The sequence below is a fragment of the Candidatus Kosakonia sp. 282A-S69 genome, from assembly GCF_029433855.1.
In the GTDB taxonomy this organism is placed as follows: domain Bacteria; phylum Pseudomonadota; class Gammaproteobacteria; order Enterobacterales; family Enterobacteriaceae; genus Kosakonia; species Kosakonia cowanii_A.
Map to the genome: position 1 here is coordinate 1,022,393 of NZ_JAROAU010000003.1, position 19,051 is coordinate 1,041,443.

A 19,051-nucleotide genomic window follows, 5' to 3' on the forward strand; every position below is an offset into this window, starting at 1 on the left:
GTTTCGCACCGCTTCACCTTCGCGTCGCTATTTTTCAGCTACGCTTTTTTCTCAAGCTGCTGATAAGGGCAGTAAAAAAATGAGGGATAAACCATGACACTCAGCCGAAAACTTGCCTGCTCAGTGGCGCTAATGGCCGCCGTAAGCTTACCGTTGCAGGCCGCAGAACCGATCAAAGTGGGATCGAAAATTGATACCGAAGGGGCGCTGCTTGGCAATATCATTTTGCAGGTACTGGAGAGCCACGGTGTAAAAACGGTCAATAAAGTGCAACTCGGCACCACGCCGGTGGTGCGTGGCGCGATTACTTCTGGCGAGCTGGATATCTACCCGGAGTACACCGGCAACGGGGCGTTTTTCTTTAAAGAGGAGAACGATCCGGCATGGAAAAATGCGCAGCAGGGCTACGAGAAGGTGAAAAAACTCGATGCGGAGAAGAACAAGCTTATCTGGCTGACGCCTGCTCCGGCCAATAACACCTGGACTATCGCCGTGCGTCAGGATCTGGCGCAGAAGAACAAACTCGCCTCCCTCGACGATCTCAGCCGTTACCTGAAAGCGGGCGGCGAGTTCAAACTGGCCGCCTCGGCGGAGTTTATTGAGCGTGCCGATGCGCTGCCTGCCTTTGAAAAAGCCTACGGCTTCGATCTGAAACAGGATCAGCTGCTGTCGCTGGCCGGGGGGGATACGGCGGTGACGATCAAAGCGGCGGCCCAGCAAACCTCCGGCGTGAACGCGGCGATGGCCTACGGCACCGACGGGCCGGTGGCGGCGCTCGGCTTGCAGACGTTGAGCGATCCGAAAGGCGTACAGCCGATCTACGCCCCGACGCCGGTGGTGCGTGAAGCGGTGCTGAAAGCCTACCCGGAGCTGGAGAGCTGGCTGAAGCCGGTCTTTGCCAGCCTCGATGAGAAGACCCTGCAGAAGCTGAATGCCAGCATCGCGGTGGAGGGGCTGGATGCGAAGAGAGTCGCAGCGGATTACCTGAAAGAAAAAGGCCTGGTGAAGTAACGCGTGATGGAGGGATCGAGACGCTGCCACAACCGCGTGCTGTTGCTGCTGGTTGTACTGGGAGGGCTGGCGGCGTGGCTGCCGTTTATTAACTATGCGCCAAACCGGCTGGTTTCCGGGGAGGGGCGTGCGCTGTGGCAGCTCTTTAGCGGCCTGTGGCTGCTTGCGCCGGCGCTGCTGCTGATCCTCTGCTTTACGCCGGGGCGCGGGGCGCAGGCGGCAACGCTGCTGCTGGCGGAACTTCTCTTCTGCCTGCTGGTGTGGAGCGCAGGTCGTGCGGCGACGGAGCTTGCCCAGAGCGGTAGCGCGCTGGCCCGCACCTCGCCCGGCAGCGGCTTATGGCTATGGCTGGCGCTCAGCCTGCTGGCCTGTAGCGATGCCATTCGCCGTCTTGTTGCTCACCCGGTATGGCGCTGGTTACTGCATGTGCAGATTTGGCTGCCGCCGCTCTGGCTGCTGCTCAGCGGCGAGCTGGATAACCTCTCGCTGCTGCATGAGTACCGCAACCGCCAGGAGGTATTTGATGATGCGCTGGCGCAGCACTTAACCTTACTGTTCGGCACGTTGCTGCCGGCGTTAGTCATCGGTTTCGCGCTCGGGCTCTGGTGCTATCGCCATCCGGCGCGGCAGGGGCCGGTCTTCACCGCCCTCAATATTATTCAGACTATCCCCTCGGTGGCGCTGTTTGGCCTGTTGATCGCACCGCTCGCCGGGCTGGCGCAGCACTTCCCATGGCTTGCATCTTTAGGCATCGCCGGTACCGGCATCACGCCAGCGCTGATTGCGCTTATTCTCTATGCCCTGTTACCGCTGGTGCGCGGCGTGGTCGCCGGGCTGAACGAGGTTTCCGCCGATGTGCTGGAGAGCGCGCAGGCAATGGGTATGAGCGCTGTACAGCGCTTCTGGCAGGTGCGGATTCCGCTGGCGCTGCCGCTGTTACTGCGTAGCCTGCGGGTCGTGGCGGTGCAGACGGTTGGCATGGCGGTGATCGCCGCGCTGATTGGCGCAGGCGGCTTTGGCGCGCTGGTCTTCCAGGGGCTGCTCAGCAGCGCGCTGGATTTGGTGCTGCTTGGGGTGATCCCGGTTATCGGCCTGGCGGTGGTGATTGACGCCCTGTTTGGCCTCGCCCTCGCGCTGTTGAAGGTAAAACACCATGATTGAATTTCACAACGTTTCCAAAACCTTTGCCGGGCAGCGGGCGGTAAACCAGCTCAATTTGCAGATGAAAACCGGCGCCTTTTCGGTGCTTATCGGTACTTCCGGCTCGGGAAAATCGACCACCCTGAAGATGATTAACCGCCTTGTCGAACACGATGAGGGAACCATCACCTTCGCCGGAGAGGAGATCCGCAGCCTGCCGGTGCTCGAACTGCGCCGCCGCATGGGCTACGCCATTCAGTCGATCGGGCTTTTTCCCCACTGGACGGTCGCGCAGAACATCGCCACGGTGCTGCAACTGCAAAAGTGGTCGCGCGGCAAGCGCGACGCACGGGTGGAAGAGCTGATGGCGCTGCTCGGGCTGGAGCCGGGGCTGCGCGACCGTTTCCCGCACCAGCTTTCCGGCGGGCAGCAGCAGCGTGTCGGCGTCGCCCGCGCGCTGGCCGCCGACCCGGAAGTGCTGCTGATGGATGAACCCTTCGGCGCGCTCGACCCCGTTACCCGCAGCGCTCTGCAACAGGAGATGGTGCGCATACATCGCCTGCTCGGGCGCACCATCGTGCTGGTGACCCATGATATTGATGAAGCGCTGCAGTTAGCCGATCACCTGGTATTGATGGATGGCGGCAACGTCGTCCAGCAGGGGACACCGCTGGAGATGCTGACCGCGCCGCAAAGTGGTTTTGTGCGCGAGTTTTTTGGCCGCAGCGAGCTGGGCGTGCGCCTGCTCTCCCTGCGCCAGGTGCGCGACTATCTGCGTAACGAACCGGTCAGCCACGGCGAACCGTTGCAGGCGCAAATGAGCCTGCGTGAGGCACTCTCAGCCTTTGTCGCCCAGCGCTGCGAGGTGTTGCCGGTGCAGGATGCCAACGGGCAGCCCTGCGGCAGCCTCCATTTTCGCGATCTGTTACACGGGGAGGTGGGGCGTGAAAAGAGTGCGTGACCCGCTGCTCTGGCTGCTGGCGTTGTTTATCGCGCTGCTATTCGGGATGCCCCATAGCGCGCCGCTGTTTAGCGCACTCTTTCCGCAACTCCCGCGCCCGGTCTATTTGCAAGAGAGTTTTGTCGCGCTGACGATGGCCCACTTCTCGCTGGTGGCGCTCTCAAGCGTTATTGCGGTAGCCATTGGTATGGGGGTTGGCATTGCCGTAACGCGGCCCGGCGGGCACGAGTTTCGTCCGCTGGCAGAAACCATCGCCGCTGTCGGGCAGACTTTTCCGCCGGTCGCGGTGCTGGCAATTGCGGTGCCGGTGATGGGGTTTGGCACAGCGCCTGCGATTATTGCGCTGGTGCTCTATGGTGTGCTGCCGGTTTTACAAGGAACGCTGGCGGGCATCGCTGCGGTTCCGGCAAGCGTAGAGAGCGTGGCGCAGGGGATGGGGATGAGCGGCTGGCAGCGGTTAAGCAAAGTGGAACTGCCGCTGGCCGCACCGCTGATTGTCGCCGGGGTTCGCACCTCGGTGATTATCAATATCGGTACGGCAACCATCGCCTCTACGGTCGGGGCAAGCACGCTGGGAACGCCGATCATCATCGGCCTGAGCGGGTTTAATACGGCCTATATTGTGCAGGGGGCAGTGCTGGTGGCGCTGGCGGCCATCATTGTTGACAGGGGATTTGAACGGCTGACGCTGCGGCTCAACCGGCACCGCCGCGCACGATAAATGAATAACCAGCCAGCATTACGCCACCGATCCCGCCGATGGCCATCAGCAGAAAGATCGCGATGACAAGAATTTTACCAGACTTCATCTCAGGCTCCTTTAAAGTGAGGCCGGCATTATAAAGGCATTGTGAGTTGTTAATGAAACATTAAATGCCGAGAAGCCACACCTGATGCCCGGACTCCTGCCAGGCTTGCAGCTGCTGCTGCTGCGCAGGAGAGGGGGATTCGCCGCACCACACCAGCAGCATCTGGCCTTTGAACATCTCCGGGTGAAACTGGGTGAAAGGGTGCGCAAGAATGCCGACCTGCCACTCCTGCTGGCTGGCGATCCAGCCTTCGATCCACATCCGCGTGCTGTCCTGCACGTCCCAGCCTACTACCAGCGCCGGGCGGCCATGGGTCTGCTGCCGCGATGCCGATAAGTTCCCGGCAATCAGGCTAATCAGAATGCCATCCAGCAGACTCAGCTTCGCCAGGTAGGCGGGGCGCGTGCCCTGCAACCGAGCGCGTACAGGGTTGATCAGATGGTGCGCCAGCGTCTTTGCCGGATGGTCGCGCATCAGTTCGCTTAGCCACTGCTGAAGGGTGTGACTCTCTCTTTTTTGCAGCAGGTGTAATGCGCGCTCCTGATGGCTAAGCCAGACGTCGTGGCGCTTGTCGCTGCTGTTCGCCAGCAGGGCCTGGACTTTACTGACCTGCACGCCCGATTCAACCCAGCGCTGAATTTCACGGATACGATCGATGTCCGCCTCGGTAAAGAGCCGGTGGCCGCCATCCGTGCGTTGCGGGGTTAACAAACCGTAGCGGCGTTGCCACGCACGCAGTGTGACGGGGTTGATATCGCATAACAGAGCAACTTCACCAATCGTGTAAAGTGCCATGATCTCTCCTTTGCTTCCCGAATGCCGATGTAACTGTAGCCCTTATTTAGGTTTGAAAACAACAACCTTAACGAAGTGTTTACTCTTTGTTCATAACTGCCTATACCCTGGCACAATATGTGATTGAGAGCACGAATTTCTCTTTTTTTAACGCCTGACGAAGAAACCGCTGCCGACTCGCTGTATGTTACGCGCTTTATGTGATGCGGTGTGGCGGATATGTACGAGTTCAATCTGGTGTTGCTGCTGCTTCAGCAGATGTGTGTATTTCTGGTGATCGCCTGGCTGATGAGCAAAACGCGCCTCTTTATCCCGCTGATCCAGGTCACTGTGCGCCTGCCGCACAAGCTGCTCTGTTACGTCACCTTCTCCATTTTCTGCATTCTCGGCACTTATTTCGGCCTGCACATTGAAGACTCTATCGCCAACACCCGCGCGATTGGCGCGGTGATGGGCGGCCTGCTCGGAGGCCCGCTGGTCGGCGGGCTGGTGGGGCTCACCGGCGGGCTGCACCGCTACTCAATGGGCGGCATGACCGCGCTGAGCTGCATGTTCTCAACCTTTATCGAAGGGCTGCTCGGTGGGCTGGTGCACAGTTTTCTTATCAAACGCGGGCGCACCGACCGCGTGTTTAACCCCTTTACCGCCGGGGCAGTCACCTGCGTGGCGGAGCTATTACAGATGGTGATCATCCTGCTGATTGCCCGCCCCTTCGAAAGCGCGCTGCATTTAGTGCAGAGCATCGCCGCGCCGATGATGGTGACCAATACCGTCGGCGCGGCGCTCTTTATGCGCATCCTGCTTGATAAGCGCGCAATGTTTGAAAAATACACCTCGGCCTTTTCCGCTACGGCGCTGAAAGTGGCAGCCTCCACCGAAGGCATTCTGCGCCAGGGGTTTAATGAAGAGAACAGCATGAGGGTGGCGCAGGTGCTCTATCAGGAGCTGGATATCGGCGCGGTGGCGATCACCGATCGCGAGCGGCTGCTGGCCTTTACCGGCGCGGGGGACGACCACCATCTGCCGGGGCGGCCCATCTCCTCTGTCTGGACGCAGCGGGCGATTGAGACCGGCGAAGTGGTCTATGCCGATGGTAATGAGGTGCCGTACCGCTGCTCGCTTCACCCGCAGTGCAAACTGGGCTCGACGCTGGTGATCCCGCTGCGCGGTGAAAATCAGCGCGTGGTCGGTACCATCAAACTTTATGAGGCGAAAAACCGCCTCTTTAGCTCCATCAACCGCACGCTGGGGGAGGGGATTGCGCAGCTGCTCTCGGCGCAGATCCTCGCCGGGCAGTATGAGCGGCAAAAAGCGCTCCTCACCCAATCGGAGATCAAACTTCTGCATGCGCAGGTCAACCCGCACTTCCTGTTTAATGCGCTCAACACCATTAAAGCGGTGATCCGCCGTGACGGCGATGAGGCCGGGCTGCTGGTGCAGTATCTCTCGACCTTTTTTCGTAAGAACTTGAAACGTCCCGCAGAAATCGTCACCCTTGCGGATGAGATTGAGCATGTGAATGCCTATCTGCAGATCGAAAAAGCGCGTTTTCAGTCGCGATTGCAGATAAGGCTTGAGGTGCCGGAAGCGCTGGCGCACCTACATTTGCCCGCCTTCACGCTGCAACCGATTGTCGAAAACGCGATTAAACATGGCACGTCTCAGCTGCTGGGCGTGGGCGAGATCACCCTGCGTGCCAGCCAGCAGGCGCAGCATCTGATCCTGGATATTGAGGATAACGCCGGGCTTTATCAGCCGAAAAAGGACGCCGGTGGCTTAGGGATGAGTCTCGTCGATAAGCGGCTGCGCGCCCGTTTTGGTGACGAGTGCGGCATCAGCATCGCCTGCGAGCCGGATCTTTTTACCCGCATTACCTTACGACTCCCTCTGGAGGAAGAGGCATGTTAAGAGTGCTGATTGTTGATGACGAACCGCTGGCGCGGGAAATGTTGCGCAGCCTGCTACAGGAAGAGCGCGATATTGAGGTGGTGGGTGAGTGCGGTAACGCCATTGAAGGGATTGGCGCGGTGCATACACTGCGCCCGGACGTGCTGTTCCTTGATATCCAGATGCCGCGCATCAGCGGGCTGGAGATGGTCGGCATGCTCGACCCCGACAACCGGCCCTATGTCGTTTTTCTCACCGCTTTTGATGAGTATGCGGTGCAGGCATTTGAAGAGCACGCCTTTGACTACCTGCTTAAACCTATTGAAACGCAACGGCTTAAGAAGACTCTCAACCGTTTACGTCACGATCGCGGTATGCAGGATGTGTCGCTGCTGGCGGAAAATCAGCAGCCGCTGAAGTTTATCCCCTGCACCGGCCACAGCCGCATCTGGTTATTGCAAATGGAGGAGGTGGCGTTTGTCAGCAGCCGGATGAGCGGCGTCTATGTGACCAGCCACGAAGGCAAAGAGGGCTTTACCGAGCTGACGCTGCGCACGCTGGAGAGCCGCACGCCGCTGGTGCGCTGCCACCGGCAATATCTTGTCAATATGGCCTTCCTTAAGGAGATCCGCCTTGAGGATAATGGCCAGGCCGAGCTGCTGCTGCGCGATGGGCTGACGGTGCCGGTGAGTCGACGCTATCTGAAAAATTTAAAAGAGGCGTTGGGGTTGTAAATTCCTGCGCGATGCCTACACTGCGCGCTGGTTCATCATTTCGGAAAGAGACATGCTAAATAACGATATCCTGCGCAGCCTGCGTTACACCCTGCAGGTCGACAACACCGCGCTGGTGCGCATTCTGGCGCTGGCGGACACTGAAGTCACGGCTGAACAGCTGGTTCCGTGGCTGCGTAAAGAGGATGAGGACGGGTATAAACCGTGCCCGGATATTGTGCTGTCGGCGTTTCTTAATGGGCTGATTTATGAAAAGCGCGGCAAAGATGAGAGCGCGCCGCCGCTCGCCATGGAGCGCAAGATCAACAACAACATCGTGCTGAAGAAGCTGCGTATCGCCTTCTCCTTAAAGACCGACGATATTCTGGCGATCCTCACCGAGCAGCAGTTCCGCGTCTCGATGCCGGAAATCACCGCAATGATGCGCTCCCCGGAGCATAAGAATTTCCGCGAATGCGGCGACCAGTTTTTGCGCTACTTCCTGCGCGGGCTGGCGGTACGCGGTCAGAAGCCGAAGAGTTAACCCGATTTTTAGCCCATAAAAAAACCGCATACACGTGAGGTGATGCGGTTTAATTAGCCCGGCAGCACTCTGTGCTACCGGGCAGTGAACGGCTTATTTCACTTCTTTAAAGCCGCGCGCTTTCAGCAACTCTTCGGACTGCTTCATGCTGATTTTACCGTTAACAGTACCGGTAAACTCAGAACCCTGCAGGCTGTTCAGCTGAGCGAAGTCCACTTCGTTGTAATCGACTTCCAGCGTCTCCTGAGCATAGGTCTCTTCATACGCTACGCTCTCTTTCACCCCTTTCACGCTCTGGTATTTTTTGCTGATCGGATCCAGAACTTTCATCGCTTCTTCTTTGGTTTTCGCACCAATCGAGGAGTATTCGATTTTGTTCTTCGCGGTCTGACGCTCTACTTCATCACCCTTGTAGTAGTAAGTCAGCGTCACTTCCGTGCCGCCCGTCGCCCAGGTAAAAGTTTTGCTCTCTTCTTTATCACCACAGCCGGTCAGGCCAACAACTAAAGCGACAGAAAAGAGTGCTGCAATGATTTTGCTGAATTTCACGATAATCCCCTATTTTCCATGTGAGGTAATGTTTTGTAAGACTGCGTATAACAGTATAGAAAAAGGCGCTGAATTCAGCGCCTTATTTTTTTATTTAACTTGCTGGCCCGCTTTTGCACCGCTATCGGGGCTTAACAGGAAGATATCGCTGCCGCCAGGACCGGCAGCCATCACCATCCCTTCAGAGATGCCAAAACGCATTTTGCGCGGCGCGAGGTTGGCAACCATCACCGTCAGGCGGCCAATCAGCGCGCCCGGATCGGGGTAAGCGGAGCGAATGCCGGAGAAGACGTTGCGTTTTTCACCGTCGAGATCGAGCGTCAGGCGCAGCAGCTTATCTGAGCCTTCAACAAACTCGGCGTTCTCAATCAGCGCCACGCGCATATCGACTTTGGCGAAATCGTCAAAGCTGATGGTCTCCTGGATGGGGTTGTCAGCCAGCTCGCCCGTTGCCGGTGCGGCAGCGGCTTTCACTTCCTCTTTTGATGCCTCGACCAGCGCGTCGACCTGTTTCATCTCGATGCGGTTATAAAGCGCTTTAAACGGATTTACTTTATGGCCGAGCAGCGGTTCGTTAATCGCATCCCACGTCAGCGTGGTGTTAAGGAACGCTTCGGTGCGTGCAGCCAGCGACGGCAGAACGGGCTTCAGCCAGGTCATCAGGACGCGGAACAGGTTGATACCCATTGAGCAGATCGCCTGCAGATCGGCATCGCGACCCTCCTGCTTCGCGACAACCCACGGAGCTTGCTCATCAACATAGCGGTTCGCCACGTCGGCGAGCGCCATGATTTCGCGCACCGCTTTACCAAACTCGCGGCTCTCCCACGCGCTGCCAATTGCAGCGGCGGCGTCGGTGAAGGTTTTGTAAAGCGCCGGATCGGCCAGCTCTGACGCCAGCACGCCGTCGAAGCGTTTAGCGATAAAGCCCGCGTTACGCGAAGCCAGGTTCACCACTTTGTTAACGATGTCGGCGTTTACGCGCTGGACAAAATCCTCCAGGTTGAGGTCGATATCATCAATGCGCGAGGAAAGCTTCGCGGTGTAGTAGTAGCGCAGGCTGTCGGCATCGAAATGGTTCAGCCAGGTGCTGGCTTTAATAAAGGTGCCGCGCGATTTGGACATCTTCGCGCCGTTAACCGTTACATAGCCGTGCACAAACAGGTTGGTCGGCTTGCGGAAACCGCTGCCTTCCAGCATCGCCGGCCAGAAGAGGCTGTGGAAATAGACGATATCTTTACCGATAAAGTGATAGAGCTCAGCGTCGGAATCCTTCTTCCACCAGTCGTCAAAGTTGAGATCGTCGCGTTTGTCGCACAGGTTTTTGAACGAGCCCATGTAGCCAATCGGCGCATCCAGCCAGACGTAGAAATATTTGCCCGGCGCGCCCGGAATTTCGAAGCCGAAGTAGGGCGCATCGCGGGAGATATCCCACTGTTGCAGACCGGACTCGAACCACTCCTGCATTTTGTTCGCCACCTGCTCCTGCAGCGCGCCGCTGCGGGTCCACGCCTGCAGCATTTCGCTGAACGACGGAAGGTCGAAGAAGAAGTGTTCGGAATCACGCATTTCCGGCGTCGCACCGGAGACCACCGACTTCGGCTCAATCAGCTCGGTCGGGCTGTAGGTCGCGCCGCACACTTCGCAGTTATCGCCATACTGATCCGCCGCTTTACATTTCGGGCAGGTGCCCTTTACAAAGCGGTCCGGCAGGAACATGCCTTTTTCCGGATCGTAGAGCTGAGAGATGGTGCGGTTTTTGATAAACCCGTTCTCTTTCAGACGGGTATAGATAAGCTCGGCCAACTCGCGGTTCTCATCGCTGTGCGTTGAGTGGTAGTTGTCGTAGCTGATGTCGAAGCCAGCAAAATCGGTCTGATGCTCCTGACTCATTTCGCCAATCATCTGCTCCGGGGTGATCCCCAGCTGCTGTGCTTTCAGCATAATCGGCGTGCCGTGGGCATCGTCCGCGCAGATGAAGTTGACCTGGTGGCCGCGCATTCGCTGGTAACGGACCCAGACATCAGCCTGGATGTGCTCCAGCATATGGCCGAGGTGGATGGAGCCGTTGGCGTACGGCAGCGCGCACGTTACCAGAATTTTCTTCGCGACTTGAGTCATAGTTGGCATTACATCTTCTTGAGAAAAAGGGGTTCCGATATTACCAAACCGCATCGATCTGCGCCAAGCGATAAGGGCATTAATCCATAAATGGATAATTATTCCCTTTGGGGTAAACTTGAGCGCTACAAATGTCGTTTTCAGAACAACTACAAAGGAGTCGGGATGAGTTCGCAATCCCAGGCCAAATCCCCGGAAGCCTTACGGGCTATTGTCACCGGGACGCTGGCCGATTTTCAGCACCCCACCCTCAAACATAACCTGACAGCGCTGAAAGCTGTCCACCATGTTGCATGGCTGGATGAGACCCTGCATGTCGAGCTGCTGATGCCGTTCGTCTGGGCCAGCGCCTTCGAAGAGCTGAAAGCTCAGTGCAGCGCCGAGCTGCTGCGTCTCACCGGCGCGCGCGCCATCGACTGGAAGCTGTCGCACAATATCGCCACCCTGAAGCGGGTGAAAAATCAGCCGGGCGTTAACGGCGTGAAGAATATTATCGCCGTCAGCTCCGGCAAGGGCGGGGTAGGGAAATCCTCTACTGCCGTCAACCTTGCGCTGGCGCTGGCTGCGGAAGGGGCGAAAGTCGGTATTCTCGATGCCGATATCTATGGCCCGTCGATCCCGATGATGCTGGGCGCGGAGAATGAGCGTCCAACCTCACCAGACGGCACGCACATGGCACCGATTATTGCCCACGGCCTGGCGACCAACTCAATTGGTTACCTGGTGACGGATGATAATGCGATGGTGTGGCGCGGGCCGATGGCCAGCAAAGCGCTGCTGCAGATGTTGCAGGAGTCAATGTGGCCGGACCTCGACTATCTGGTGCTCGATATGCCGCCAGGCACCGGCGATATTCAGCTGACGCTGGCGCAAAATATTCCGGTGACCGGCGCGCTGGTGGTGACCACCCCGCAGGATATCGCGCTGATTGATGCCAAAAAAGGTATCGTCATGTTCGAGAAAGTGGAAGTGCCGGTGCTCGGTATCGTGGAGAACATGAGCATGCATATTTGCAGCAACTGTGGTCACCATGAGCCGATTTTCGGCACCGGCGGTGCAGAGAAGCTGGCGGAGAAGTATCACACCCAGCTGCTGGGCCAGATGCCGCTGCATATCTCGCTGCGTGAAGATCTTGATAAGGGTACGCCGACGGTGGTCAGCCGCCCGGAGAGCGAATTCACCGCCATCTACCGCAACCTTGCCGGCCGTGTAGCCGCCCAGCTCTACTGGCAGGGTGAGATCATTCCCGGTGAGATCGCGTTCCGCGCGGTGTGATTGAAGGTGCCGGATGGTGCTCGCCATCCGGACTCCGTTGTTTCAGGTCGTCCCTTTCTGTAGGCCGGATAAGCGGTACGCGCCATCCGGCATTATTCCCGCGGCAACATTGCCTGATGGCGGCTTCGCCTTATCAGGCCTACGAAATGACAAAACCCGTGTCGCTTAGCCGTCATTTCTCTCAACAGGCAAACCTACTTCAACACATAGTGCATCAGCACATAATCCCCTTGCGGGGAGACGCCTTTGGCCTCAACGCGCCAGCCGTGGCGCTGATAAAAGTCGAGCGCCGTGTTATTGCGCAGCAAACACTTCAGCGCGCCGGTGCTGGTAAAGGTGCTCTGCACGTGCTTAAGCAGCGCACTGCCCACCCCTCTGCCCTGAAAGGCAGGGTCGATAAACAAGTTATGCAGGAAGTTGTCGTTCTCCAGGACCGATGCGAACCCTATCCGATGCCCATCCTCTTCCGCTACCCAAATCACCTCTCCCAGTGTCGCGGAGTCAAAATCTTCCAGAGCCCAGTCGCGGCTGTCGAGCCAGGTCCAGCCTTCTTTACGGGCATGCAGATACAGGGTACGCAGAAACGGCCTGTCACTCTCCTGCCAGCGGCGGATAATCACAGGCGCTCCCGGTTAACGATGATAGAAAATGTCGCCATTGTAGGCTTTGAGGATTTTGCCGTCGGCATCGGTGATTAACACGTAGTTGCCGCCCATGTAGGTCCAGTGGCTACCGGCATCCGGCGCGGGAAGGTTACGTAACTTCCACTGTTTGATGTTGTAATCGTCGCTGCGGTACATCTCCGGCACCGTGTCGCCAATGGTGAATTTGGTAAAGTCGGCAACAAACTCTTTCACTTCAAACGACTGTGTGCCGCCTGCAGGCGCTGTCGCGGGCGGTGTTTCAGCATAGGTTGCCGAAGCCGTTGCCAGCAGTGCACCCAGAAGCATCATTTTTGTTTTACGCATACTCTCTCCAGGTTGTTCTTATACATTTCACGTAGTTGCATAAATAGCACGACATCATTGCCGTTTACAGACAGCGGAGCAACCAGCAAAAAATAACGCTTTGGTAAAAAGTGTAAGCAAACCCAGGAAAAAGCAGTGCGGGCGAAGAGGGAATTTTCCTCTCCGCCCGGCAGGTTTGGGAGTAATCCTGGCAGGATCAGCCCACAAACCCCTCCAGCACGATTTTGCCCACCGCGCGCTGGCTCTCAAGCAATGCGTGGGCTTTACGTAAGTTAGCCGCGGTGATTGCACCGCCATGCTCGCCGAGGGTGGTTTTCAGCACGCCGCTGTCGATCAGCTCCGCGACCCGCGTCAGCAGCTGGTGTTGAGCAATCATATCGTCGGTGGTGAACATCGAACGGGTAAACATAAACTCCCAGTGCAGCGAGAGGCTCTTCGCTTTCAGCGGCATGGCATCAAGGCTGTCGGGATCGTCGATCAGCGCCAGCTTGCCCTGCGGTTTGAGGGCGTTAATCAGCTGTTGATAGTGATCCTGCGTATTGGTCAGGCTGGCAACATGCGTCACCTCTTTGATGCCGATCCGCGCCAGCTCTTCGGTCAGCGGTTTGCTGTGGTCAATCACATGGTGCGCGCCGCGATCTTTCACCCACTGCTGGCTGGCGGGGCGCGACGCGGTGCCGATCACCGTCATGCGGGTGAGCTGGCGCGCCAGCTGCGTCAGAATCGAGCCGACACCGCCCGCGGCGCCGACAATCAGCAGCACATCGCCGTCGTTGCCATTTTCTTTTACGCCGAGGCGGTCAAACAGCAGCTCCCAGGCCGTGATTGCCGTCAGGGGCAGGGCGGCGGCAGAGGCGTTATCAAGCGAGGCGGGTTTGCGCGCCACAATACGCTCATCTACCAGCTGATACTCGCTGTTGCTCCCCGGACGGGTTAACGCTCCGGCGTACCACACTTCATCGCCCGGCTGGAACAGGGTAACTGACTCGCCGACCTCCTTTACTACGCCTACCGCATCCCAGCCGAGGACGCGCGGTGTATCGGCATTAAAACCGGCGCGCACTTTGGTATCCACCGGGTTAACGGAGATGGCTTTCACTTCCACCAGCAGATCGTGGCCGCTGGCTTGCGGTTGCGGCAGGTCGATATCGGTGAGGGCATCGAGGTTGCTGCCGCCAGCGGCGGCGCGGGTAATGGCGATGGCTTTCATAACAGGCTCCGTTTTATTGGGTTTTCATCACTACCGGTAAGGGTAGACAACCCAGCTTTGATGAAAAACCCGCAAAATGGAGCAGCACTTATCGCTCCCGAGTGAAAATAGAGTGCCGGATGGCGGCTCTGCCTTCTCCGGCCTGGGCGTTACATATCGTGGTTGGGTACCGGGATGTCGGCGCTGACGCGCTGATCCTGCTCGTCAAAGATCATGCAGTGGCGGCTGTCGAAGGCGAGGGCGATCTTCTGCCACGGGCGGAAATGCACATCCCCCGGCAGCAAAATTTTAATATTGTCGTGGCCATAACATTGACCAAACAGATAGGTGTTATTGCCCAGCCGCTCCACCACTTCGCACTGAAACTCCAGCGGCACGCCGCCCGTCATCTCTGTTGCGAGGTGCTCCGGGCGAATGCCGAGCGTAATGGCCGCGCCCACCTCCAGCGGTGAGGTGGTGATGCCGAGTGTCAACTGGTGGCCCTGCGCAAGAGCAATAGTCACTTCTCCCGGCTGCCACTGACTTACCGTAGCAGGTAAAAAGTTCATCTTCGGTGAGCCGATAAAGCCGGCGACGAATTTGTTTTTTGGGTTGTAGTAGAGCGACATCGGCGAGCCCATCTGCTCAACGTTGCCGTAGTTCATCACCACGATTTTGTCCGCCAGCGTCATCGCTTCCACCTGGTCATGCGTAACATAAACCATGGTGGTTTTCAGCTCCTGGTGCAGGCGGGCAATGTGCAGCCGCATCTCGACGCGCAGCTCGGCATCAAGGTTAGAGAGGGGCTCATCGAACATAAAGACGCGCGGATTACGCACAATCGCACGGCCGATGGCGACGCGCTGGCGCTGGCCGCCGGAGAGCTGCTTCGGTTTGCGATCCAGCAGGTGGCTCAACTGCAGCGTTTTCGCCACCATCTCCACCTGGCGGCGGATCTCCTCTTTCGGCACTTTGTTCACTTTCAGCCCGTAGCCCATGTTCTCTGCCACGGTCATATGGGGGTAGAGCGCATAGGACTGGAACACCATCGAGACACCGCGATGGGCGGGCGCGACATCATTCATCACTTCGTCGCCAATCAGCACTTCGCCTTCGCTCACCTCCTCCAGCCCGGCAATCATGCGCAGCATGGTTGATTTCCCGCAGCCGGAGGGGCCGACAAACACCGCAAACTCGCCATCATCAATCGACAGATTGACATTGTTCAGCGTCACCGTGTCGCCAAATCGCTTAGTGACATTTCTCAGTCGTATATTGGACATCAACGTTCCCCGAATGTAGTAGCCGTTACTGGCCGTTTGTCAGCTGTTTTGTTTTACGTATAACAATCAGGAGACAGTGCTGCTCAACGGCGAAAAATCATGGTCTGACTATAACTTCCACGGATTTAGCGCCCTATACTCAATTTTCATTTCTGTAACATTGGTCACATAACGCAACGTTTATTCTCGTTTTATCACTGCGTAAAGCGTAGCGTATAACAAATCCGATAAGGAGAATGAATACGTCTTAAGCCCTGCAATATCAGGTGGTTTGCCGCAGCAGTGACCTGATGATGCGCCATAAAAACCATGAAATTGTTATACCTTGACATGAGGTTGATAATGAAAAAGAAGACCCTTACCGCACTGATCCTGACAACGCTTGCCGCCGGGCAGCTTGTCGGCCTGCAGGCGCACGCCGCCGCACAGCAACTCAATGTCTGGGAAGACATTAAAAAATCGGCGGGCATCCAGGATGCGGTGCGCGATTTTGAGCAGAAATATAACGTCAACGTTAACGTGCAGGAGATGCCCTACGCGCAGCAGCTGGAAAAACTCCGTCTCGATGGCCCGGCGGGCATCGGCCCGGATGTGCTGGTGATCCCCAATGATCAGTTGGGCGGCGCGGTTGTGCAAGGGCTGCTCACCCCCCTGAATCTGGACAAAGAAAAGGTTGACGCCTTTACGCCCGCCTCCATCAACGCTTTCCGCCTCGACAACACCCTGTATGGCGTGCCGAAAGCAGTGGAGACGCTGGTGCTGATCTACAACAAAGATCTTATCGACAAGCCGCTGCAAAGCCTGCCGGAGTGGCTCGACTACTCGAAAAAACAGCGCGCGCAGAATAAATATGGCCTGCTGGCGAAGTTCGATCAGATTTACTACAGCTGGGGCGCTATTGGCCCGATGGGCGGCTATCTGTTCGGGAAAAACGACAAGGGCGGCTATAACCCGCAGGATATTGGCCTCAATAAACCCGGCGCGGTGGAAGCGGTGACCTTCCTGAAAAACTTCTATGCCGAAGGGGTATTCCCGTCGGGCATCCTCGGTGATAACGGCCTTAACGCCATCGATTCGCTGTTTACCGAGAAAAAAGCGGCGGCGGTGATCAATGGCCCGTGGGCGTTCCAGCCCTACGAAGCCGCCGGCATCAACTACGGCGTCGTGCCGCTGCCAACGCTGCCGGATGGCAAACCGATGAGCTCCTTCCTCGGCGTGAAGGGCTATGTCGTCTCTACCTGGAGCAAAGACAAAGCGCTGGCGCAGCAATTTATCGAATTTATTAACCAGCCGCAGTACGTGAAGACGCGCTATCTCGCCACCCGCGAAATTCCGGCGCAGAAAGCGATGATTGACGATCCGGTGATTAAAAACGACGAGAAGGCGAGCGCCGTGGCGGTGCAGGCTGCACGCGCAACCGCAATGCCGGGCATTCCGGAGATGGGGGAAGTGTGGGGCCCGGCGAACGCCGCGCTGGAGCTGAGCCTGACCGGTAAACAGGCGCCGCAGGCGGCGCTGGATGCCGCCGCCAAACAGATCCAGATGCAGGTCGAAGCGATGCAGGCCAGTAACCAGTAACCGCATGTTGGTGCAGAAACGGGAGGGCGACCTCCCGTTGTCGAAAAGGAGTCGTACGTGATTATCAGTCCCAGCGAACATTTTGCCAAAGCGCCCGGCGCAGGGCGTCACGCGTGGTGCGGGCTGCTGTTGGCCATCGTGCCGGGCTTTGGCCAGTTCTACCATCGCCAGTGGCTGAAAGGCCTTATCTTTCTGCTGCTGCTGGCGAGTTTTACCGGCATCTTCTCTGATTTTTTGCGCGAAGGGGTGTGGGGCTTATACACCCTTGGCGAAGAGGTGCCGCGCGATAACTCCATCTTCCTGCTGGCAGAGGGGATCATCAGCGTGCTGATTATCGCCTTTGGCCTGATGGTGTGGGGGCTCTCAATGCGCGATGCGTGGCTGAATGGCAAAAAGCGCGATGCCGGTAAGCCGCTCAACAGCGTGCGCAAGCAGTACCAGATGCTGCTCAGCGACGGCTTCCCCTACCTGATGATTAGCCCAGGCTTTATCCTGCTGGTGTTCGTGGTGATTTTCCCGATCCTCTTCGGCTTCGCCATCGCCTTTACCAACTACAACCTCTACCACACGCCGCCTGCCAAACTGGTTGACTGGGTTGGGTTAAAGAACTTCATCAATATTTTCACCCTGTCGATCTGGCGCTCAACCTTCTTTGACGTGCTGCAGTGGACGGTGGTGTGGACGCTGCTGGCGACCACGTTGCAGTGCAGCGTCGGCGTGCTGCTGGCGATCCTTGTTAACCAGAAAGATCTGCGCTTTAAGCCGCTGGTGCGCACCATTTTCATCCTGCCGTGGGCGGTGCCGGGCTTTGTCACCATTCTGGTCTTCGCCGGGATGTTCAATGACTCCTTTGGCGTGATCAATAACGCGATCCTTGCCTTCTTCGGCATCGACCCGAAACCGTGGCTGACAGACCCTTTCTGGACGAAAACCGCGCTGATCATGATGCAGACCTGGCTCGGCTTTCCGTTTGTCTTTGCCATGACCACCGGCGTATTGCAGGCGATTCCGGACGATCTCTATGAAGCGGCGAAGATGGATGGTGCGGGCACCTTTACCCGCCTGCGCACCATTACCTTGCCGCTGGTGCTCTACTCAATTGCGCCAATCATCATCACGCAATACACCTTCAACTTTAATAACTTCAACATCATCTACCTGTTTAACAACGGCGGACCGGCGGTGGCCGGCGCGAATGCGGGCGGTACCGACATTCTGGTGTCGTGGATCTATAAGCTGACGATGTCCTCATCGCAGTACGCCATCGCGGCCACCATCACCATCCTGCTGTCGATTTTTGTCGTCGGCCTGGCGTTGTGGCAGTTCCGCGCCACTAAATCGTTCAAAAACGACGACATGGCATAAGGGAAGAAAATGGCTCAATCACAAAGTATTCGCCGCGAGAAGGTCATTCGCCTGACGCTCTCCTGGCTGGTGATAGCAGCGGTATCGCTGACGATTATCTACCCGCTGGTGTGGACGATTGGCGCATCGCTTAATGCCGGCAATAGCCTGCTCAGCACCTCAATCATCCCGGAAAATCTCTCTTTCCAGCACTATGCCGATCTCTTTAATGGCCAGGTGAACTACCTGACCTGGTACTGGAACTCGATGAAAATCAGCCTGCTGACGATGATCCTGACCTTAATCAGCGTCAGCTTTACCGCCTACGCCTTTTCGCGCTTTCGCTTTAAAGGACGCCAGAACGGGCTGATGCTCTTTCTGCTATTGCAGATGATCCCGCAGTTCTCAGCGCTGATTGCGATTTTCGTCCTCTCGCAGCTGCTGGGGTTGATTAACAGCCATATGGCGCTGGTGCTGATCTACGTCGCCGGGATGATCCCGATGAACACCTACCTGATGAAGGGCTACCTGGATGCCATTCCGCGCGATCTTGATGAGTCCGCACGCATGGATGGTGCCAGTAATTTCCGCATCTTTATCGAGATCATCCTGCCGCTGTCGAAACCGATTATCGCGGTGGTGGCGCTCTTCTCTTTCACCGGCCCGCTGGGGGATTTCATCCTCTCAAGCACCATTTTGCGCACGCCGGATAAATACACGCTGCCGATCGGGCTCTATAACCTGGTGGCGCAAAAAATGGGTGCCAGTTACACCACCTACGCCGCGGGCGCAGTGCTGATTGCGGTGCCGGTGGCGATCCTCTACCTGGCGTTACAAAAATACTTCGTCTCCGGCCTCACCTCCGGCAGTACAAAAGGATAAGC

General features: G+C 57.4%; 19 protein-coding genes. 11 read left to right on the forward strand and 8 right to left on the reverse strand.

Features of this window, described 5'->3' with window-relative positions; translation table 11 throughout:
• Positions 1-93 precede the first annotated feature (93 nt).
• Genes osmF through PU683_RS10525 form a run of 4 tightly spaced genes read left to right on the forward strand, consistent with a single transcriptional unit; the run spans position 94 to position 3,833 of the window.
• Entirely contained in the window at positions 94-1,011 is a 918-nt protein-coding gene (gene osmF / locus PU683_RS10510; RefSeq protein ID WP_277171410.1) for a glycine betaine ABC transporter substrate-binding protein OsmF, read from the forward strand.
• A gap of 6 nt (positions 1,012-1,017) precedes the next feature.
• On the forward strand, positions 1,018-2,172 hold the full coding sequence (locus PU683_RS10515; protein WP_277171411.1) for an ABC transporter permease: 1,155 nt from the start codon (positions 1,018-1,020) through the stop codon (positions 2,170-2,172).
• Positions 2,165-3,112 (forward strand): ABC transporter ATP-binding protein, encoded by a 948-nt coding sequence (locus PU683_RS10520; protein ID WP_277171412.1) that lies wholly within the window; start codon positions 2,165-2,167, stop codon positions 3,110-3,112. Before PU683_RS10515 ends, PU683_RS10520 begins: the two co-directional genes overlap by 8 nt.
• Positions 3,096-3,833: an ABC transporter permease gene (locus PU683_RS10525; protein ID WP_277171413.1), complete on the forward strand. Its 738-nt coding sequence runs from the start codon at positions 3,096-3,098 to the stop codon at positions 3,831-3,833. Before PU683_RS10520 ends, PU683_RS10525 begins: the two co-directional genes overlap by 17 nt.
• Here the strand turns inward: PU683_RS10525 and PU683_RS10530 are convergent.
• Positions 3,808-3,921, reverse strand: coding sequence for a protein YohO (locus tag PU683_RS10530; RefSeq protein ID WP_277171414.1), 114 nt, complete (start codon positions 3,919-3,921; stop codon positions 3,808-3,810). The two genes, PU683_RS10525 and PU683_RS10530, sit on opposite strands and share 26 nt — an antisense overlap.
• A 60-nt stretch (positions 3,922-3,981) precedes the next feature.
• The gene (locus tag PU683_RS10535) at positions 3,982-4,716 is read right to left on the reverse strand and encodes a MerR family transcriptional regulator (RefSeq protein ID WP_277171415.1); all 735 of its coding nucleotides are present in this window, start codon (positions 4,714-4,716) and stop codon (positions 3,982-3,984) included.
• Positions 4,717-4,935: 219 nt separating this feature from the next.
• Between PU683_RS10535 and PU683_RS10540 the strand changes: the two genes are divergently transcribed.
• Genes PU683_RS10540 through PU683_RS10550 form a run of 3 tightly spaced genes read left to right on the forward strand, consistent with a single transcriptional unit; the run spans position 4,936 to position 7,860 of the window.
• Positions 4,936-6,624 (forward strand): sensor histidine kinase, encoded by a 1,689-nt coding sequence (locus PU683_RS10540; RefSeq protein ID WP_277171416.1) that lies wholly within the window; start codon positions 4,936-4,938, stop codon positions 6,622-6,624.
• Entirely contained in the window at positions 6,618-7,337 is a 720-nt protein-coding gene (gene btsR / locus PU683_RS10545; RefSeq protein ID WP_277171417.1) for a two-component system response regulator BtsR, read from the forward strand. The genes PU683_RS10540 and btsR overlap by 7 nt, the downstream gene beginning before the upstream one ends.
• A 52-nt stretch (positions 7,338-7,389) precedes the next feature.
• Entirely contained in the window at positions 7,390-7,860 is a 471-nt protein-coding gene (locus PU683_RS10550; RefSeq protein ID WP_277171418.1) for a YehS family protein, read from the forward strand.
• Between the two features lie 93 nt (positions 7,861-7,953).
• Here the strand turns inward: PU683_RS10550 and PU683_RS10555 are convergent, their stop codons facing one another.
• Positions 7,954-8,409 (reverse strand): YehR family lipoprotein, encoded by a 456-nt coding sequence (locus PU683_RS10555; RefSeq protein ID WP_023479721.1) that lies wholly within the window; start codon positions 8,407-8,409, stop codon positions 7,954-7,956.
• A 90-nt stretch (positions 8,410-8,499) separates the two neighbouring features.
• On the reverse strand, positions 8,500-10,530 hold the full coding sequence (gene metG / locus PU683_RS10560; protein WP_277174267.1) for a methionine--tRNA ligase: 2,031 nt from the start codon (positions 10,528-10,530) through the stop codon (positions 8,500-8,502).
• A 165-nt stretch (positions 10,531-10,695) separates the two neighbouring features.
• On the opposite strand from metG, the gene apbC reads away from it, so the two are divergent.
• Entirely contained in the window at positions 10,696-11,805 is a 1,110-nt protein-coding gene (gene apbC / locus PU683_RS10565) for an iron-sulfur cluster carrier protein ApbC (protein ID WP_277171419.1), read from the forward strand.
• Between the two features lie 194 nt (positions 11,806-11,999).
• Here apbC and PU683_RS10570 read toward each other — a convergent pair whose 3' ends face one another.
• From PU683_RS10570 to PU683_RS10585, 4 genes are all read right to left on the reverse strand, one after another.
• On the reverse strand, positions 12,000-12,425 hold the full coding sequence (locus tag PU683_RS10570) for a GNAT family N-acetyltransferase (RefSeq protein WP_277171420.1): 426 nt from the start codon (positions 12,423-12,425) through the stop codon (positions 12,000-12,002).
• A 12-nt stretch (positions 12,426-12,437) separates the two neighbouring features.
• Positions 12,438-12,773, reverse strand: coding sequence for an RcnB family protein (locus PU683_RS10575; RefSeq protein ID WP_034812043.1), 336 nt, complete (start codon positions 12,771-12,773; stop codon positions 12,438-12,440).
• A gap of 196 nt (positions 12,774-12,969) precedes the next feature.
• Positions 12,970-13,983: a zinc-binding alcohol dehydrogenase family protein gene (locus PU683_RS10580; RefSeq protein ID WP_277171421.1), complete on the reverse strand. Its 1,014-nt coding sequence runs from the start codon at positions 13,981-13,983 to the stop codon at positions 12,970-12,972.
• 149 nt (positions 13,984-14,132) lie between these two features.
• Entirely contained in the window at positions 14,133-15,245 is a 1,113-nt protein-coding gene (locus PU683_RS10585; RefSeq protein ID WP_277171422.1) for an ABC transporter ATP-binding protein, read from the reverse strand.
• 342 nt (positions 15,246-15,587) lie between these two features.
• Here PU683_RS10585 and PU683_RS10590 point away from each other — a divergent pair, with 342 nt between their 5' ends.
• From PU683_RS10590 to PU683_RS10600, 3 genes are read left to right on the forward strand one after another with little or no spacing between them, the layout of a single operon-like run.
• Positions 15,588-16,823: an extracellular solute-binding protein gene (locus tag PU683_RS10590; protein WP_277171423.1), complete on the forward strand. Its 1,236-nt coding sequence runs from the start codon at positions 15,588-15,590 to the stop codon at positions 16,821-16,823.
• A 57-nt stretch (positions 16,824-16,880) separates the two neighbouring features.
• On the forward strand, positions 16,881-18,188 hold the full coding sequence (locus PU683_RS10595; protein WP_277171424.1) for a carbohydrate ABC transporter permease: 1,308 nt from the start codon (positions 16,881-16,883) through the stop codon (positions 18,186-18,188).
• A 9-nt stretch (positions 18,189-18,197) separates the two neighbouring features.
• Entirely contained in the window at positions 18,198-19,049 is an 852-nt protein-coding gene (locus PU683_RS10600; protein WP_042716650.1) for a sugar ABC transporter permease, read from the forward strand.
• The last annotated feature ends 2 nt before the right edge of the window (positions 19,050-19,051 follow it).

Bases quoted from the DNA above. Each gene is read 5' to 3' on its own strand.
- osmF (WP_277171410.1), top strand. From the start codon at position 94: ATGACACTCAGCCGAAAACTTGCCTGCTCAGTGGCGCTAATGGCCGCC.
- PU683_RS10515 (WP_277171411.1), top strand. From the start codon at position 1,018: ATGGAGGGATCGAGACGCTGCCACAACCGCGTGCTGTTGCTGCTGGTT.
- PU683_RS10520 (WP_277171412.1), top strand. From the start codon at position 2,165: ATGATTGAATTTCACAACGTTTCCAAAACCTTTGCCGGGCAGCGGGCG.
- PU683_RS10530 (WP_277171414.1), bottom strand. From the start codon at position 3,921: ATGAAGTCTGGTAAAATTCTTGTCATCGCGATCTTTCTGCTGATGGCC.
- PU683_RS10535 (WP_277171415.1), bottom strand. From the start codon at position 4,716: ATGGCACTTTACACGATTGGTGAAGTTGCTCTGTTATGCGATATCAAC.
- PU683_RS10540 (WP_277171416.1), top strand. From the start codon at position 4,936: ATGTACGAGTTCAATCTGGTGTTGCTGCTGCTTCAGCAGATGTGTGTA.
- btsR (WP_277171417.1), top strand. From the start codon at position 6,618: ATGTTAAGAGTGCTGATTGTTGATGACGAACCGCTGGCGCGGGAAATG.
- PU683_RS10550 (WP_277171418.1), top strand. From the start codon at position 7,390: ATGCTAAATAACGATATCCTGCGCAGCCTGCGTTACACCCTGCAGGTC.
- metG (WP_277174267.1), bottom strand. From the start codon at position 10,530: ATGACTCAAGTCGCGAAGAAAATTCTGGTAACGTGCGCGCTGCCGTAC.
- apbC (WP_277171419.1), top strand. From the start codon at position 10,696: ATGAGTTCGCAATCCCAGGCCAAATCCCCGGAAGCCTTACGGGCTATT.
- PU683_RS10575 (WP_034812043.1), bottom strand. From the start codon at position 12,773: ATGCGTAAAACAAAAATGATGCTTCTGGGTGCACTGCTGGCAACGGCT.
- PU683_RS10580 (WP_277171421.1), bottom strand. From the start codon at position 13,983: ATGAAAGCCATCGCCATTACCCGCGCCGCCGCTGGCGGCAGCAACCTC.
- PU683_RS10585 (WP_277171422.1), bottom strand. From the start codon at position 15,245: ATGTCCAATATACGACTGAGAAATGTCACTAAGCGATTTGGCGACACG.
- PU683_RS10590 (WP_277171423.1), top strand. From the start codon at position 15,588: ATGAAAAAGAAGACCCTTACCGCACTGATCCTGACAACGCTTGCCGCC.
- PU683_RS10600 (WP_042716650.1), top strand. From the start codon at position 18,198: ATGGCTCAATCACAAAGTATTCGCCGCGAGAAGGTCATTCGCCTGACG.